The organism is Paenibacillus sp. J22TS3, from assembly GCF_018403205.1.
In the GTDB taxonomy this organism is placed as follows: domain Bacteria; phylum Bacillota; class Bacilli; order Paenibacillales; family Paenibacillaceae; genus Fontibacillus; species Fontibacillus tuaregi.
The window spans coordinates 368,480-384,207 of the sequence record NZ_BOSF01000003.1 but is presented as its reverse complement, the minus strand read 5'-3'; the positions used below and the strand labels follow the sequence as shown (position 1 = coordinate 384,207).

Annotated in this window: 15 protein-coding genes and 1 riboswitch; of the genes, 12 read left to right on the top strand and 3 right to left on the bottom strand. The window is 48.8% G+C overall.

The features are described 5' to 3' along the window. The first annotated feature begins 29 nt into the window (after positions 1 to 29). The 5 genes from KJS63_RS11420 (at position 30) to KJS63_RS11400 (ending at position 5,833) form a co-directional block, all read left to right on the top strand. Positions 30 to 1,073: an LCP family protein gene (locus tag KJS63_RS11420; RefSeq protein ID WP_213619250.1), complete on the top strand. Its 1,044-nt coding sequence runs from the start codon at positions 30 to 32 to the stop codon at positions 1,071 to 1,073. Positions 1,074 to 1,426: 353 nt separating this feature from the next. Beyond that, the gene (locus KJS63_RS11415; protein WP_213619249.1) at positions 1,427 to 2,356 is read left to right on the top strand and encodes an NAD-dependent epimerase/dehydratase family protein; all 930 of its coding nucleotides are present in this window, start codon (positions 1,427 to 1,429) and stop codon (positions 2,354 to 2,356) included. A 355-nt stretch (positions 2,357 to 2,711) separates the two neighbouring features. Then, on the top strand, positions 2,712 to 3,419 hold the full coding sequence (locus tag KJS63_RS11410) for a Na-translocating system protein MpsC family protein (RefSeq protein WP_213619248.1): 708 nt from the start codon (positions 2,712 to 2,714) through the stop codon (positions 3,417 to 3,419). 210 nt (positions 3,420 to 3,629) lie between these two features. Then, the gene (locus tag KJS63_RS11405) at positions 3,630 to 4,154 is read left to right on the top strand and encodes a hypothetical protein (RefSeq protein ID WP_213619247.1); all 525 of its coding nucleotides are present in this window, start codon (positions 3,630 to 3,632) and stop codon (positions 4,152 to 4,154) included. Between the two features lie 173 nt (positions 4,155 to 4,327). Further along, positions 4,328 to 5,833 (top strand): MDR family MFS transporter, encoded by a 1,506-nt coding sequence (locus KJS63_RS11400; RefSeq protein ID WP_213619246.1) that lies wholly within the window; start codon positions 4,328 to 4,330, stop codon positions 5,831 to 5,833. Positions 5,834 to 6,521: 688 nt separating this feature from the next. On the opposite strand, the gene KJS63_RS11395 is transcribed toward KJS63_RS11400, so the two are convergent. Beyond that, a complete protein-coding gene (locus KJS63_RS11395) occupies positions 6,522 to 7,028 on the bottom strand; it encodes a cupin domain-containing protein (RefSeq protein ID WP_213619245.1) in 507 nt (168 codons plus the stop codon). Positions 7,029 to 7,147: 119 nt separating this feature from the next. On the opposite strand from KJS63_RS11395, the gene KJS63_RS11390 reads away from it, so the two are divergent. Together KJS63_RS11390 and KJS63_RS11385 are read left to right on the top strand one after the other, a co-directional pair. Then, a complete protein-coding gene (locus KJS63_RS11390; protein WP_068621009.1) occupies positions 7,148 to 7,357 on the top strand; it encodes a DUF378 domain-containing protein in 210 nt (69 codons plus the stop codon). Between the two features lie 341 nt (positions 7,358 to 7,698). Then, a complete protein-coding gene (locus KJS63_RS11385; protein ID WP_213619244.1) occupies positions 7,699 to 10,068 on the top strand; it encodes a PEP/pyruvate-binding domain-containing protein in 2,370 nt (789 codons plus the stop codon). A gap of 114 nt (positions 10,069 to 10,182) precedes the next feature. Here the strand turns inward: KJS63_RS11385 and KJS63_RS11380 are convergent, their stop codons facing one another. Further along, the gene (locus tag KJS63_RS11380) at positions 10,183 to 10,902 is read right to left on the bottom strand and encodes a 3-ketoacyl-ACP reductase (protein WP_213619243.1); all 720 of its coding nucleotides are present in this window, start codon (positions 10,900 to 10,902) and stop codon (positions 10,183 to 10,185) included. Between the two features lie 200 nt (positions 10,903 to 11,102). Next, positions 11,103 to 11,185, top strand: a riboswitch (cyclic di-GMP riboswitch). Between the two features lie 112 nt (positions 11,186 to 11,297). On the opposite strand from KJS63_RS11380, the gene KJS63_RS11375 reads away from it, so the two are divergent. Together KJS63_RS11375 and KJS63_RS11370 are read left to right on the top strand one after the other, a co-directional pair. After that, positions 11,298 to 12,287: a ketoacyl-ACP synthase III gene (locus KJS63_RS11375; protein ID WP_213619242.1), complete on the top strand. Its 990-nt coding sequence runs from the start codon at positions 11,298 to 11,300 to the stop codon at positions 12,285 to 12,287. A gap of 47 nt (positions 12,288 to 12,334) precedes the next feature. Continuing rightward, positions 12,335 to 12,691: a hypothetical protein gene (locus KJS63_RS11370; protein ID WP_213619241.1), complete on the top strand. Its 357-nt coding sequence runs from the start codon at positions 12,335 to 12,337 to the stop codon at positions 12,689 to 12,691. A gap of 161 nt (positions 12,692 to 12,852) precedes the next feature. Here KJS63_RS11370 and KJS63_RS11365 read toward each other — a convergent pair whose 3' ends face one another. Beyond that, positions 12,853 to 13,017, bottom strand: coding sequence for a hypothetical protein (locus KJS63_RS11365; protein ID WP_157692505.1), 165 nt, complete (start codon positions 13,015 to 13,017; stop codon positions 12,853 to 12,855). A gap of 391 nt (positions 13,018 to 13,408) precedes the next feature. Between KJS63_RS11365 and KJS63_RS11360 the strand changes: the two genes are divergently transcribed. The 3 genes from KJS63_RS11360 (at position 13,409) to KJS63_RS11350 (ending at position 15,712) form a co-directional block, all read left to right on the top strand. Beyond that, the gene (locus KJS63_RS11360) at positions 13,409 to 13,867 is read left to right on the top strand and encodes a DUF1641 domain-containing protein (RefSeq protein WP_213619240.1); all 459 of its coding nucleotides are present in this window, start codon (positions 13,409 to 13,411) and stop codon (positions 13,865 to 13,867) included. 36 nt (positions 13,868 to 13,903) lie between these two features. After that, entirely contained in the window at positions 13,904 to 15,085 is a 1,182-nt protein-coding gene (locus KJS63_RS11355) for an NAD(P)/FAD-dependent oxidoreductase (protein ID WP_213619239.1), read from the top strand. A gap of 150 nt (positions 15,086 to 15,235) precedes the next feature. Next, positions 15,236 to 15,712: a hypothetical protein gene (locus KJS63_RS11350; RefSeq protein WP_068620996.1), complete on the top strand. Its 477-nt coding sequence runs from the start codon at positions 15,236 to 15,238 to the stop codon at positions 15,710 to 15,712. Positions 15,713 to 15,728 lie beyond the last annotated feature (16 nt).

The window sequence follows — 15,728 nt, the reverse complement described above, 5'->3', positions numbered from 1 at the left end:
ACCGGACAGAACCTAAAGGAGGCCCGCCAATGAGAATACGCAGGGTGTTTATTGTGCTTGCCATATTGGTCCTGCTTGCAGCGGCGGCCGGGCTTTTCCTGTACTGGTGGCTCCAGCCGGCCCGCCACTTCCGGAGTGCGGACATTCCAGTACTGGCCGCGCCGGATCAGCAATCTGCCGCAGACCGGCCATCCACGGCCGCAGGCAGGAGCAGGGAGGCTCTGCACTCCGGCGTGCAGGGCAATCGGTCTCCAGAGCGGCAGAATCCGGATAACCCAGGCAGCGATCAGGTGAGTAACGGTCAGGTGAGTTTGAATATTTTGGTTCTTGGCATTGATGCCCGGGGGAAGGAAGACTCGCGTACAGATGTGATGATGCTTGCCAAGGTGAACGTGGATAGGAATACCGTTGACCTGGTTTCCATACCAAGAGATACCCGGGTTCAGCTGCCGGGGGTAGGCTTTACCAAGATCAACCACGCCCACCTGCTGGGCGAGCTCCGAGGGGGCAATCATAGCGGGACCAAGGCTTCACTCCAGGCAGTCAGCGATTTGTGCGGCTGCTCCATTAACTACTATATCAAGACTAATTTTGCGGGTTTTGAGCATTTCATCAACACGCTTGGCGGGCTTGAAGTCAGCCTTCCTGCACCGGTTAAGCTGACCTATGCCCACCGCACCCTGCCAGCCGGCAAGCAGGTGCTGAACGGAGACACAGCCCTAAAGCTGGTGCAGGAACGGAAATCATTAAGTGAAGGAGATCGTGGGCGCCAGTCGAACCAGGCCCTCGTGCTGAAGAGTGTCCTCAGGACTCTGCTGAAGCCCGCGAATCTCGCCCGGTTACCCGAGCTGATCCAGCAGGTGAGACAAGATATCCTGGATACGAATCTTGAAGATGGGGACATTCTCAGCCTGTCCTTGCTTGCCAAGGAGATGGGGGCGGAAGATATCAAGTATCATCAGATACCTGGACATAGCGACAAGCTCTACGATCCTCTGGTCAAGAAGGAGCTATACTATTGGATTCCCGATCTGGCACAGCTGAGGGGGATTTATAAGAACAATGTAAAATGAACTTTAGAATTAACCGACCTCAGCTTCGATCCCGAGTGATTCTGAAGAAGCGGAGCGTCCGCCTTTGTCTCCGAAATGCCTCTACTTGGATATCTAATTCAAGGATTTCGGGGACAACAGCGGCCTTAAAGAACACTCGGCATCGCAGCGCCCCAAAAGGGTAACCTTTATATATCATTTTATATAGCCGAAAGAACGTTAAACCTGCCGCGAAGCTTTGAATCATTATTTCAGTCATATTTTCATTGCGGCATTCATAAATTGAATCGAATTGCACGGGTGAAGGCCTGGGAAGCCTTCTTTAATCCGGGTTTCATCCGTCAGGGACCTATATGAATAGGAGAGTAGATTCAATGAAAATCGTGGTAACAGGTGGAGCAGGTTTTATTGGAAGGCATACTGTAGAGAAACTATTGGAGGATCGGCATCAGGTTGTGGTGATTGACCACCTGGACGGAGGGATAAGGTCGTACTACCACAGCGGGGTAACCTTCTACCAGATGGATATTGGCTCGGAAAAGCTTGCGCAGGTTATGGATGCTGAGCGTCCTGAGGGTGTCATCCATTTGGCGGGGCAGGTCAGCGTGCAGCGCTCGATTCAGGATCCTTCTCTGGATGCACAGCATAATATTATGGGTACTGTTAACCTCCTCCGGCAGTGTGTTAACTTTCAAGTCCGCAAGTTTGTATTCTCCTCTTCCGCAGCCGTATACGGAAATCCAGCCGCTCTCCCTATCCATGAAGAGCATGAGGTGGCTCCTCTCTCTTTTTACGGCGTCTCCAAGCTTGTATCGGAGATGTATATCCGTTCGTTCTCCAAACAGTTCGGACTGGACTACTCCATTCTGCGCTATGCCAACGTGTATGGCCCGGGGCAGACTATTAAGGGGGAGGGGGCTGTGGTGGCTTCCTTCATCACCCGGATGCTTGACGGCCTAAGGCCTTCTATCTATGGGGATGGAGGCCATTCCAGAGACTTCATCTATGTCAAGGACGTAGCCGCAGCCAACGTTGCGGCGCTCCGGAATGCTTCCGGTGAGACGATGAATATCAGCAGCGGGGAGCCGCTGACGATTCAGGAACTGTTCACCCTTCTGTGTGATCTGAACGGACTACATATGAGCCCTGACTATCAGGAGGCCAAGGAAGGGGATATCGTGCACAGCCTGCTGAGCAATGATAAAGCCAGGGCGGTACTTCGCTGGGAGCCTGTCTACTCGGTGGCAGACGGCCTGCGGGAGACACTGCATGATTATTCCCTCCAAAAGTCAGCGGTATTATAGCAGCAGCCTCGCGATATGAAATAGTTCGAATAGACGTTTTTCTTTCGGCAGGGATGTGCTATGATAAAAAAGACTGTGGGTATGAGTTAGTAGTGATATATGATTAGCATCAATGCTCGCTGTTTCCTGGGTTTCACTGAGGGTTCTATGTTCAAGGATTAATTTTATAATGTCAGGTAAATGAATGAATCTATCTTAGGATAAAAGTCAATTTCATGGCCTAACCTCTCTTTCAATAGGGATGTTAGGCCTTTTTATGTTGGTAAGGGAGGGATAGAAAGACTCGCTTCGGGGCCCTCAAAGGCCGCTGCACTAGGCAGGGCGGAAGAAGGCTGGACGCGCGGGTCGGGCATCGATGGATCAATTACATGGTCAGCAGCTGCATCAGCTAATAGCAAGTTTTACGGGGAAGATGTTCCGGGATCATTTCGGGAAAGGCCCGGAGTCTGTTATTGTCTCGATTAACCATAAGTTCATTACGATTTACCTGAAAAATTTCCTGATTCCAACAGAGCGGGTACTGCTGCAGCAGAATCAGGAACTCATGATTCGTCAGATACGAAGCCGAATGATGCGGCAGATCATTCCGGAGCTGAGGAGTTATCTGGGGGATGTCCTGCAGGAATATCCGGAAGAGATTCTGTATGATTGGGATTATGAGAGTCGGAACGGCATGCTGGTTGCTCTTTTTCCTAATATTCTGGAGTGCGGCGACACAGCAGTGAAGGCATACCGGGGACGGCTTGAGATTGAACGAGAACTCATGCGGATCAGCGGCCGGATTCAGCAGGAACCAGCGGAGATCAGCTCTTATGAGATCAATCCTAGAACATGGCTTGTAGTCCGAAGTGGCATCCTGGGAGATCTGGAGAAGGAACTGATACGGATGGAGCTTGGAGATCTGCTGGGAGATGTGAAGAGAAGACTGGAGAAGAGTTACATAAAAGACAGCCCCGTGATCAGCAGTGTTCTCAGCCGCAGTATTGCTGATTGTTTCATAGATTGGGATTACGCGCGGGATCGCAGCATCACTGTCATTACGACCCACCCACCCCGCTCATAAAAGATTACAAATTGGTGATTCTCTGTAACGATATTGTGATTCATTTGCGGCATGCTCTGTATATAATTAAGAAAAAGAGTCCCATGGGGCGTTTGAAACGTGCTAATTTGGTTATTGAAGAGTATATATAATTCGAACCATCACAGCGCCGCTCTCATTCCAGCTCATTTTTAACTTCTTAACTACTTATGAAACAGGCAGGGATGCATCGTGAAGAGAACAGCAGCAATAATCATGGCAGTATTCAGCTTCGTCGTAGTTTCCGTATTCAGTACGTCCGGTACAGCAACCGCAGCAGGAGCAGCACAGAATGCAGTTAAGACACAGACGAGGACCGTATATATCAAGCAAATGAAAACATCAGACGGCCACGTTCGGATTACGGTTGATCCAATTGGATGGTACGTTGGGAAGGAGGCTGACCGCAAGTTCAAAGAGCGGGAGCCTGAAGCCTTCAAAGAAATTGGCGGAGCGCCTGACGGGTATTATATTACCAATGACAGCAAACGTACTGCCAGCTACCAGGTCGCTTCAGATGCGAAGGTCATGATGCAAATCTACGACCGCACAGGCAAAATGGAGGATATCGACCTGAAATGGAACGAGAAGGTCTCCTTGAATAAGTTCAAATCCATCTATCGGAATACGAAGCTGATGGACGTCCGGGAGTTTCCGTACCATATCACTATTAAGAATGGTCAAGTTGTGAAGATCGTTCAGCAGTTCATTCCATAAGAAGATTATAGTTGAACGCAGAAGGCCGCTCCGTATCGGGGCGGTTTTTTTTGTATGGAATCAGCAGTTCATACTCAGTTTAAATTTGTGCTCTATGATGAGGTTCGTCAATCCAGAGAGCCTCAGTTCAGTAGAGGCTGCTTAGTTTCTTTTTAAAGGGAGAGAGGTGTGTTATGACGACAACAACAAATAATAAAGCGCTGGTACTAACCGGTCTATTGCTGGGCTTGATCTTCTCAGAGCTTGATGAGACTGTGGTTTCAACCGCGATGCCTACAATTATCCGTGATCTGGATGGGCTGTCGCTGTATGGATGGGTAGCCGGGGTATATATGCTGGCAATCACCATGTTCATGCCGATTATCGGCAAGCTGGCCGATATCCATGGCCGCAAGAAAGTGTACCTCAGCTGCATGGCTTTATTCATGACAGGTTCCGTCGTTAGCGGGATGGCCCATTCCATGGAGGTGCTTCTGATCGGGAGAGGAATTCAAGGTATTGGAGCTGGTGGATTGATGCCGCTTGCCTTGGTGATTCTCGGTGACACCTATCCGCTTGAACAGAGAGCCAAGATTCAAAGCTTAGTTGGGCCTTTGATGATACTGCCACAGCTGGTTGGGCCGCTTATGGGCGGTTACTTCGTGAGCCATATCAGCTGGCATTGGATCTTCCTGATTAACATCCCGGTCGGCCTTGCCGCTGCAATGATTGTCTATCTCGGTATGCGGGAATCACGCGGAAGCGAAGAGAAGAAGCCGATCGACCTGGCCGGTGCGGTCACGCTTCTGCTCGCGATATTGTCTGTCCTGCTGGCGCCTGTGCTGGTGGATACCCAAGGATATTCGTGGGGCTCCCCGGTAGTTATCGGCCTATTGGCCGTTTCCGTACTGATGATTCTGCTGTTCATCCGGATTGAACGGCGGGCGGAAGACCCTATTATCCCACTCAGTCTGTTCAAGAACCGGCCGGTGGTTGTGCTCTCCCTGCTGGTATTTACAACGATGCTGGGAGTTATGGGTGGAATGGGCGCATTTCCCTTCTTCGCTCAAAATGTGATGGGCCTTACCCCTACTGAATCCGGTTATATGATGCTGGCGTTCATGGCCGGGGCAGTGCCAACCAGTATCGGGGTGGGTTTCATCATTACGAAGATTCCTTATCGCACGATCTTCATCGTCTCCTTTATCTTCCCGATCCTTGGTTTCTTCCTGCTAACTCGTATAGGTGTAAGCTCCACAGTTCTTTATGTTGTGTCCAGCTTCTTCATTCTGGGGGTTGGACTAGGGGCACTGTTCGGGGGAGATAATCTGATTGTTCAGGAATCGGTGGAAAAAGAACACAGTGGGGTGGCGCTGTCCACCGTCCAGCTGATACAGTCCCTGGGCATGACGCTTGGCTTTAGTATTTTTGGAAGCCTGCTGGCCAGAAATATTCATCAAGGGATCGCTGGAATTGGAGGAATTCCTGCCGGGGCGGCTGCCGAGATCGAGACCGGCAAAATCCCGCCAGGGCTGGCAGAGGGTATAGTAAGGCAAACCCAGGAGGTGTTCTCCCAATCCTTTCAGGGCATATTTACGATCGGACTGTGTTTTGCGGTTGCGGCTTTCGTGATTTGCTGGTTCATGAGAAGAGAAGTGCTGACAACTAAGGAAGAGCACTCTGTAAACGTTCATGCATAACTAAGCTGTAAGGCAGCCTTCAGTGATACTGAAGAAGGTCAAATCGTACTGGTGCTCTTTTACTTTGATTAAACTACTACAGGGCTGCTGCTGTTCTATGTGTAGAGGTTCAGATGGATTCTAGGCCTGTATCAAAGTACAAAGGAGGCTGCCGGTATCACTTCATTACTAGGTTTTTTTCTTGTTTCCTTTATTCTTGCATTCCTCGTGGCGTATATGCTGTATATTTTATTTCCTAGAAGCTCAATTAAAATTTTCTTGTTTAGCTTCCAGTGCACCTTGTTTGGAATCGCCCTGTTTGCTTTTTTTAAAGAATCTTGATTCACAATACGTAACTAAGGGCTACCCTGTAATTCATCGGAAATGATGACGGGGGAGCCCTTAGTTTTTAGCACTATATTACGACTATATAAAATGAACTTTAGAATTAACCGATCTCAGCTTCGATCCCGAGTGATTCTGAAGAAGCGGAGCGTCCTCCTTTGCCTCCGAAATGCCCCACAGATATCTAGTTCAAGCATTTCGGAGACAACCGGGGCCTTAAAGAACACTCGGCATCGCAGCGCCCGAATAGGGTAACTTTCATAAGTTCATTTTATATAGCATTACAAAAACTTAAGTGTCCTTCCAGCCGCTGAGGGTGTCCTAGGATGAATAAGGGCCCTGCCAACGGTTCCCCCATTTAATTTCACTTGCTCTTCCATAGTTCATGCAGAGGACCGTCTAGTCCGTAGACAGGGTCGGTATCCGGCACTGGAACCCGGCAAATCTCCTTAAGAGCTGCTTCACGCTCTTCGAGTGTGGCCCTGCGGGTATTGTAATCCATGCCGTCCGGGTAGGCACCCACAATCCGGAAGTCGGGGCTTGCGTCCAGTTTCTTATGCCCGGTTCCTGCGGGAAGAAGGACGACGTCCCCGGCCTCCAGCTGGAAGGCTTGGCCCTGTTCCCCGCCCAGCTGCAGCTGTGCTGAGCCGGAAATGACACCAAGAACCTCGTGGGAATTGCTGTGGTAATGATGATAGCTGAATACCCCATTCGTCCAGCTGTTCAGCCAGCCGTTCTGGTTGAACAGCGATTCTGCCTCTTCCGGTTTATCCAGTAATGCACCCCGGTACAGAATTACGGGGAGATTCTGGTTATTCGGAATCAGGCCATCATCGGTAAAGATCAGGGAAATCACTTTAGAATTTGTCATTGGATGGATCTCCTTTCTGCCTTTTTTGGCACTTACAGCGGTTAGGATGCAAGGGTTACGGATAAGATACAGGATGAGGAGATTTGTTTCGCAAATATTATAGGAATGGAGGCTCAAACATGAAAACCTTGGATGTGGTCGCTCTTGTTCTGCTGATTATCGGCGGGCTCAACTGGCTGCTTGTGGGATTGTTTCAGTATGACCTGGTTGCCGGGCTGTTCGGCGGGCAGAACTCTGCGATCTCACGCGTCGTTTATGTGATCGTAGGTCTATGTGCCCTTTACTCCATCAAGTTCATTGCGGGTGTTAGCGACCGTGAAAGAGCTTAATCCAGCTATGTCCACTTCCGGCCAGCTGCCGGAAGTGCCATAAAAACAGTTCCAGTCTTTTTCGCGAATTGCATATCGATATTTGAGACAAGAGCCGCTCTCACAGCGGCTCTTGTTTAGTTATGTGCGCCCAGCCTGACTAACATCATTTTACACGAAGTTTCCCGGGAATGGTCTTTATCTGCCTCAATTCATATTGCAAACCGTCAAGCAACAAAAAAGTTGATGCAAAATATAAAATGATATATAGTATCAAAAGAAAGTTAATGTCATAATTAACGTAATAATTTTACATCTATTGATCAGGGCAGAGACTTTTAAATCCGATAGAGGTGATTTAGATGTTAGATACAGTGCTCGGCTTTAATGAATTGACTCCTTCCATGTTTGCTTTTGCAGGGGGCAAAGGGACCATGCTTGCGAGGATGTACCAGGGCGGATATCCTGTTCCGGAAGGATTTGTCGTGCTGCCATCCGCTTTCGAAGAGGGACAGTTGAACGAGGGGGCTTGGAAGGAAATCGTAACTCGTGTTAATAAGATTCGGCATATGTTCAATGGGGCCCAATTTGCGGTACGATCATCGGGATTAAGTGAAGATTCGGAGGCTGCTTCTTTTGCCGGGGAATTTGATACCGTTTTAAACATGAAGACGGATGAAGAAATCAGAGATGCCCTTTACATGGTATACAGATCGAAGTATGCAGAAAGAGTCAGGGTATATAGTTCCATACAAGGAATGGAACAATCCCACGAAATTGCGATCGTCGTTCAGTTGATGGTTGTCCCCGAGATCTCGGGGGTACTTTTTACCGCTGATCCTATAACAGGCAGCCGCGAAGTAATGACCGGCAATTATATATTTGGATTGGGAGAGCAGCTTGTGTCAGGGGAAGCCAATGCTCATTCTTTTACATTAACAAGGTCTAAAGGAAAATACAGCGGTGCAAGGGTTTTTAGAAAGCAGGCAATGAAGCTGTATCGTTATGCGCTTAGACTTGAGAAAGAGCTGGGAGGTCCGCAGGATCTGGAATGGGCAATCTCAAAAGGGAGGGTGTACCTGCTCCAGGCACGTCCAGTTACGACTCTTAGTCCAGGAAACCGGGATAAGTTTGAGTGGAACGATTCGCTTACAGGGGATTTTCTGTGGACCAATACAAATGTGGGAGAATCCATACCCGATGTATTCACTCCTTTTAGCTGGTCTGTCATCAGGGCGCTCGATGAGGAGCAGCAGGTTGTTCCGGGTCACTACTTAATGTCGGGGAATATATGCGGGCGAGTGTACTCTAACATCAGCCTTCCTGTATCCGCATTCCAAGCACTGGGTTTCAATTCCCGTTCCATTTTAGCGAAAATGAGCAATGTATTTGGGAAGCTGCCTGAAGGGATCGGCATTCCTGTGTATCCTTTCTCCAAATGGAGTATTATCAAAGCCTTGGTGCCAAGAATACTTTATAGTTCGAAGCGAACCCGTGAGGCGGTTAAAGGCATGAGCCAGTATTTGAAGGACAGTCCAGAGGAATGTGCGAAAATCATTGACCGCATCCACAAAGTGAAAACCAAGGAGGAGCTGCTCCGCATTTGGAGACAGGATCTCTGGCCTAGAAATGTGAAGGGGGTCTGGGCCGCCTTTGAGGGGACAAGTCAAAAAATGCAGAAATACGTCAAGTTAAAGGAAAAGCTGAGCAGGCTGGTTGGCTCAGAAGAAGCAAATCTTCTTCTGTCTAATGTAGGTGGGAATGCTCAATTAGAAAGCCTGGGTCCGGTGATTGGAATCTCCAGAGTAATCCGGGGGGACATGACCCGCCAAGAGTATTTAGTCAAATACGGGCACCGCGGTCCTCATGAGCATGAGCTGTCCATTCCTTCTCCGGGAGAGAGCCGGGATTTGCTGGAGAAACAGATTAAGGACATAGAGGATTCACCGATTAACGTGGAGGGGCTACTGGATAAGCAGCGTGAACAGTATGAAGAAGCGTGGAATAGATTCGAGCAACTGTTTCCTGGTGGAAATAAACGGTTTAAGCGGCAAGTAGAAAGAGTACTAGAGGGTCCGCAGGTCCGGGAAGCCGCACGTTCAGAATGGACCCGGGGGTTCAGGGTCAATCGGGCTTTTGCCCTCAAAGCGGGTGAGTTAGCCGGGATAGCTGATGATGTATTCTTCCTCTACCTGGATGAGGTGCTGAGTTGGCTTGAGGGTGGCGAATTGGAAGCCAGGCAGCATATCAATGCCAGAAAAGCAACCTATGCGAAGTATCAGGCCTTGCCGCCCCTGCCATCCATCATCCGCGGCAGATTCGATCCGTTCAAATGGGCGGAAGAACCGAACCGCAGAATGGACTACTTCAATCCAATGGAGCCTATGCGCATTTCGCCGGAATCGGAGACACTTAAGGGCTTTGCTGGTGCCGCAGGCAGGATTGAAGGAAAGGTGCGCGTTCTGACACAACCAGAAGACGGGGATCAGCTTAAGCCAGGTGAAATTCTGGTAACCTCCACAACTAACGTAGGATGGACAACGCTTTTCCCTAAAGCTTCGGCAATCATTACCGATATTGGCGCGCCGCTGTCCCATGCTGCCATTGTAGCCAGGGAGTTGGGCATCCCCGCTGTTGTTGGATGTGGCAATGCAACCGCCAGACTGAAGACAGGAGACCGGGTTATTGTGGATGGCGGGCAGGGCATGATACAAGTCTGCCCTCCTTCTTAAAGTGAGGGCGCTTCAACGATGAGTCAGGTACAGCCGCTATTCGGGAAGCGCCGTAATGCGGACTGCACGATGGTGTGAGAAGAGGGGGCTAGGAGCCCCCTCTGACCAGGTTGCTTACTGCGGATTCGTTGTCCAGATTCCGGCTGTCTTCAGGAAGACGCGCGGAGGAAGCTTCAGCGCGGCTAAGGTGAGATCAGCCACATCCTCAGGCTGCATCATCCGGTCCTCGTCGCCGATCTTGAGGCCGGCGTTCACGGCTAAATCCGTATTGACCGTGCTCGGCGTAAGTGCGGTGACACGGATGTTATGCTTGCGCACTTCCTGAGCAAGAGCTTCCGTTAATCCCATGACCGCAAACTTGGATGCGCAGTAGGCCGATCCGGTTGCGAACCCGCGTTCCCCGGCAGTTGAGGCCACATTAATAATATCTCCGCTGTTCTGGGCGATCAGATCCGGCAGGATAGCGCGGGTGACATTGTAGGTCCCCATCAGGTTCACGTCAAGGATTCGCTTCCATTCCTCAGGGTCCATCTCCACAAAGGTCCCGAACTTGGCGATTCCCGCATTGTTGATCAGGATATTTACGTCTCCCAGCTCCTGCTTGATCTTGGCTGCCGCACGCTGTGCCTCTTCCGCGTTCGAGATGTCAGCAGGTGCAATGCTGACCTTGACTCCGTATTTCCCCCGCAGTTCCTCCGCGAGGCTGCTGAGATCGGCCTCAGTGCGGGAGATCAATCCAAGATGGACACCTTCCTTGGCTAGAGCTTCAGCCACTGCCCGGCCGATTCCCTTGCCAGCACCCGTGATTAACGCATTTTTATTTTTCAATTCCACATTCATCGCTCCTATCTGTTCTCTATATGTAATGTATACCCCATAATAATACCCCTATTGACGTAATTTTTACACTTTAGCACTAAGAAATAAAGTAATAGAATACTTTGAAAATTTCATGAATATAGTCTAGCTTTTATTTACACATCAGGAAAATAGAACTATAATAAAGACTGAAAAGCAGGTCTTAAAGCTCTCTTAAATGAAAAAGGCAAACTTGCTGAAAGGCAAGGACGCAAAGCCAAGGGTCTAAAGCAGTATGCTATGACAGCCGGTTACCAGAGAAGAGGATGAAAACTAGGTCTATCAAGCCTCGGGTCTACTCTTTAGAGTAGGCCTTTTTGTCTGGATATAAGTGGAGGGTTCTTGAAAAATCATTAAGGAGGAACAATGTCGTGCAGGTTCATATCAAAGGGATAGCCACCTATCATCCGGCCCAGGCATATGATAATGCCTATTTCGTTGAGCATTTTGACAAGCTGGGTCTTGAAGCGGAAGGGTTGATGAATCATCTTGGGAGAAAGACCCGTTATCTGGTAAGCACCGAGGAAGAGAACTCCCTTTCCATGGGAGTGACTGTTGCGAAGAAGCTGCTGGCTGAATCCAAGGTCTCCGCGGAGGAGCTGGACATGGTGGTGTTTGTTTCGGATACCCCGGAGTACACCTATCCCAGCAATGCACTGCTGATTCATCGTGAGATCGGCGCGGTGAACGCACATATCGTATACGATTTGAATACGAACTGTATCGGGATGCTGACCGCGATGGATCAAGTCCGGCATCATTTGATCGGGAACCGGTATATTAAGCGCGCGCTAATTATTGGTAGTGTTCATGTCAGCAACATCGCCCGGAAGGATGATACGATCGTCTACCCTAACTTTTCGGATGGGGCAGCGGCCGTGATTTTGGAGAAGACGGAGCTTCCAGGCGGATTTATTGATGCCAATTACAAGACGGATTCCAAGCTTGGGAATACCGTAATGTTCCCGGCGGCTGGTATGTCGGCGATGTTTCGTGACGGGGTGGCGGAAGCAGACAAGCGGCTGCGGTTCGATCCACATGATGTGAGTTACTTTTCGGACGAGTGGAAGAATCTGATCACTCTGCTCCTGGGGCGTAACGGAATGCTGGCCACGGATGTCGATCACTGGATCTTCTCCCAATTCTCACGGCCGGAGATTGAGGAGACGCTGGAGAAGATGCATATCGAGTTGGACAAGTACACCTTTGTGGGTGACCGTTACGGATACACGGGAGTTACCAGCCCTGTCTTTGCCCTTGAAGATGCGCTCAGAACAGGCCGGGTCTCCGCAGGAGATAAGGTAGTTCTGTGTTCTGTAGGAATTGGCTATACGATGTCTTCACTTTTATATCAATTATAACGATATAGGTATTGAGAGAAATATTAACCATTTGGAGGGACCATAGGATGTTTGTATTTGAGAAGAAGCAGGCGGAAAAGGCGTTGGCAATTACTGTAAGTGGATTTATGAAACCGGATGAGGCTGAGGCTTTTCTAAAAGAATACAATGAGCACATTAACTCGATTAATCCGGCAGAATACACACTGATTATTGACTCAACGAACCTGGCCGTATCCAAACAGGACATGCTACCTGTCCTGGAGGGCTGCTTCAAGCTGTATATGTCCAACGGATTTAAGAAAATCATGATGGTCAACCCATCTTCCGTGGTTGCGAAGAACCAAATGCAGAAGCTGGCAGAGACCATTGCTTACACAGGAATCTTCGTGGATACGCTGGAAGAAGCATACAGTCACAATTAATTCCGAGCCTAGGGCGGCTACCGTCCATGGTTGTTGCGGCCTGCTCTGCCCGAGCAGGTCGTTTATTGTTGTTCCACTTCGAATAAAGGTTGCCAAAGACGCATAGGTTTTGAGGAACAGGGGAACCTAGAGCTTAAAGAACTTTAGGGTCAGGATTCCGGTTATTTCTTAGGACGTTTTTGAATTAGCCTGGAGGCGCCTGTAGCCACCAAGTAGATGCCCGCGACAGTGAACAGGGTTCCAATCCACCGGTACTCCTGGAGAAAAGGAACCAGGGTGAACAGGACAAGTGCCAAAAGAAAACGGAGAATAATCTCTTGTTTCATCGTATTTGTGTCTCCTTTCCCTAAAATGTCGCTCAAAGGCGATTGCTGTGAATCAAGCCCGATTTATCACATAAATCTTTGATTATTATGAACAAATTGTAGCATGATGTGCAAATTTTCACCTATTTTTAAAATTTCTTTTTCAGTTCTTGGATAAAAGGTGTAATATAAGAGTATAGAGTTCCGTTTCGGCCTGTTTGAAGCTTCTACAAGAACGTTAAGACAGGATTGCTTATCTATTGCCCAGCCTAATGAAGCGGTCTGGTGTTATAGGAAAGTTATTTCAGGTATTTATTAAATAACGGACTGCTATACAGTTGAACCTAGTGTGTGGATCTGATCCAGACCCTAGTTTGCGCTGTATAATTCAACGTAAAGGAGGAAGTTCCAAATGTCACAAACTTCTAATCAACAAGAGACATCAGCTGCTGAAGAGGCAGTTGCTTCTCAAGCGGTACCTTCTGAAGCTGGTAAAGAGCTGCTCGATCAGCTTATGAAGCCGGAGGTTCAGCAATCCCTTCTGGTGCTGGTAGACCAGCTGCCAAAGCTCACTGAGATGATGGGCGCCCTGACAACAGCTTATGATTTCGCTCAAAGCATCGCTAAGGATCCAGTATTCGTGAACGATCTTAAACATGGATTCTCCGAGTTTGCCACTCCGGTAGTAAGCAAGGTTAAAGGTGTCGCTGCTGCAGCGATTGAAGCAAATGACCGTGCACAAGCCGATAATTCGACTATCGGTGTATTTGGCCTGCTCAAAATCCTGAAAGATCCGAACGTACAGAAATCGCTGCGTTTCACTCAAGCTTTCTTGGATACGCTGAGTGAGCGTCAAAAAGGACAACGTTAATTTCAGAATAAACACAATTCAGAACGGAGGATGGATATGTCGAAGCAAATTTTGATTCTGGGCGGCGGCTACGGCGGATTGCTGAGCGCATTGACTGCACGTAAGTACCTGAATGCGAATGAGGCCAATATTACCGTTGTTAACCGTTACCCTACCCACCAGATTATTACCGAACTTCACCGCCTTGCTGCCGGGAACCTTCACGAGAAGGCCGTTGCGCTTCCACTTGATAAACTGCTGAAAGGCAAGAACGTGAACTTGGTGATTGATACAGTTCAGACTATTAAGCCGGACGATAAGCAGGTTGTGCTCGGCAATGGAAACACGTTAAGATATGATGCCCTGGTTATTGCCCTGGGAAGTGAAACAGCTTTCTTCGGTATCCCGGGTCTTCAGGAATACAGCTTCACGCTGAAATCCGTAGACGATGCCAACCGCATCCGTGCTCATGTTGAAGAGAGATTGAACGCCTACAAGCAGTCCAAGAACAAGGCGGATGCTACGTTTGTTATCGGCGGCGGCGGACTTACCGGCGTTGAGCTTGTTGGTGAATTTGCGGATGAGCTTCCGGAAATGTGCCGTCAAAAAGGCATCGACTTCAACGAGATCTCCCTCTACTGTGTGGAAGCAGGTCCATCGATTCTGGCTGGATTCCCGCCAGAGCTGGTTGAGCGTGCTACAACCAGTCTGGAGAAGCGTGGCGTTGAATTTGTGACCGGAGTGCCGATCACTGAAATGAAGCCAACTTCCGTTATCCTGAAGGATGGACGTTCCATCGATACTTCCACTTTGATATGGACTGGCGGCGTTCAAGGAAATTCCGTGGTTGCGAACTGCGGTATTGAAGTTAACCGCGGCCGAGCTTCTGTAACAGAATCTCTGCAATCCACTTCCCACAAAGATGTATTCATCGCGGGAGACAGTGCGGTTGTAATTCCTAGCGAAGGCGCACGCCCTTATCCGCCAACTGCCCAACTGGCATGGCAGATGGGGGAGACGATCGGTTACAATCTGTCTGCTATGATCAAGGGCGCTCCGTTTGAGCCGTTTAATCCGGTATTCTCCGGTACGCTGGGAAGCCTTGGCCGTAAAGACGGTATCGCCATGCTTGGAGCAAACCAAACCCGCTTGAAGGGAACTCCTGCATCCTTGATGAAGGAAGCAAGTAACATTCGTTACCTGGGCCACATCCACGGATTGTTTGCCCTGGCATACTAATTTGAAATAAGCTCAGAGGAAGAACACGGTCCTGCGTGTTCTTCTTTTTTGTATAAGGGATGCCTACAGTATGATTTTTCCAACATAAACGGACTTTGTTTAGACCTTACTTAATGGTACATTAGTGTGTAATAGTAAGGAGGTTAACTCATGTATTCCAATAAACAAGATGAGACTTTACATATGATGACATATACACTAAACAGCGGAATTAAGGGGACGGTACCGCTCTCTGCTTCTCAGATTGGCGAGTGGTTGGAAAGCTACCGGAGCAATACCCGGTTTGTTACGGAGATTGGCAAGGAATTCTTCGGACTGAACCCGGAGCTTGTCGCTGATTTCAAAGTACAAAATGTATTCTCAAGCTACCGGGAGGTTGTTCTTCCGAAGCAGCAGGAAGTGGTGTATAACCGGCTGTCTGAAGAGTTTAAGAAGAATTCAGTTTATATTCATATTGATTGCAAATGTGGTACAACGTATACAACAGAGTCCCCTTACTTCCGGACGAAATGGTATTGTACCAAGTGTAAAGAAATTGTGTTTCTGGATAAGAAGAAGCCTCCAGTCAAGACCAACAAGGGCGATGCCCATTATATGACCAATAAATATTTAGTGGAAAGAGATTGAGGACGGGGCTAAAGTG

Bases quoted from the DNA above. Each gene is read 5' to 3' on its own strand.
- KJS63_RS11420 (WP_213619250.1), top strand. From the start codon at position 30: ATGAGAATACGCAGGGTGTTTATTGTGCTTGCCATATTGGTCCTGCTT.
- KJS63_RS11415 (WP_213619249.1), top strand. From the start codon at position 1,427: ATGAAAATCGTGGTAACAGGTGGAGCAGGTTTTATTGGAAGGCATACT.
- KJS63_RS11410 (WP_213619248.1), top strand. From the start codon at position 2,712: ATGGATCAATTACATGGTCAGCAGCTGCATCAGCTAATAGCAAGTTTT.
- KJS63_RS11400 (WP_213619246.1), top strand. From the start codon at position 4,328: ATGACGACAACAACAAATAATAAAGCGCTGGTACTAACCGGTCTATTG.
- KJS63_RS11395 (WP_213619245.1), bottom strand. From the start codon at position 7,028: ATGACAAATTCTAAAGTGATTTCCCTGATCTTTACCGATGATGGCCTG.
- KJS63_RS11390 (WP_068621009.1), top strand. From the start codon at position 7,148: ATGAAAACCTTGGATGTGGTCGCTCTTGTTCTGCTGATTATCGGCGGG.
- KJS63_RS11385 (WP_213619244.1), top strand. From the start codon at position 7,699: ATGTTAGATACAGTGCTCGGCTTTAATGAATTGACTCCTTCCATGTTT.
- KJS63_RS11370 (WP_213619241.1), top strand. From the start codon at position 12,335: ATGTTTGTATTTGAGAAGAAGCAGGCGGAAAAGGCGTTGGCAATTACT.
- KJS63_RS11365 (WP_157692505.1), bottom strand. From the start codon at position 13,017: ATGAAACAAGAGATTATTCTCCGTTTTCTTTTGGCACTTGTCCTGTTC.
- KJS63_RS11360 (WP_213619240.1), top strand. From the start codon at position 13,409: ATGTCACAAACTTCTAATCAACAAGAGACATCAGCTGCTGAAGAGGCA.
- KJS63_RS11355 (WP_213619239.1), top strand. From the start codon at position 13,904: ATGTCGAAGCAAATTTTGATTCTGGGCGGCGGCTACGGCGGATTGCTG.
- KJS63_RS11350 (WP_068620996.1), top strand. From the start codon at position 15,236: ATGTATTCCAATAAACAAGATGAGACTTTACATATGATGACATATACA.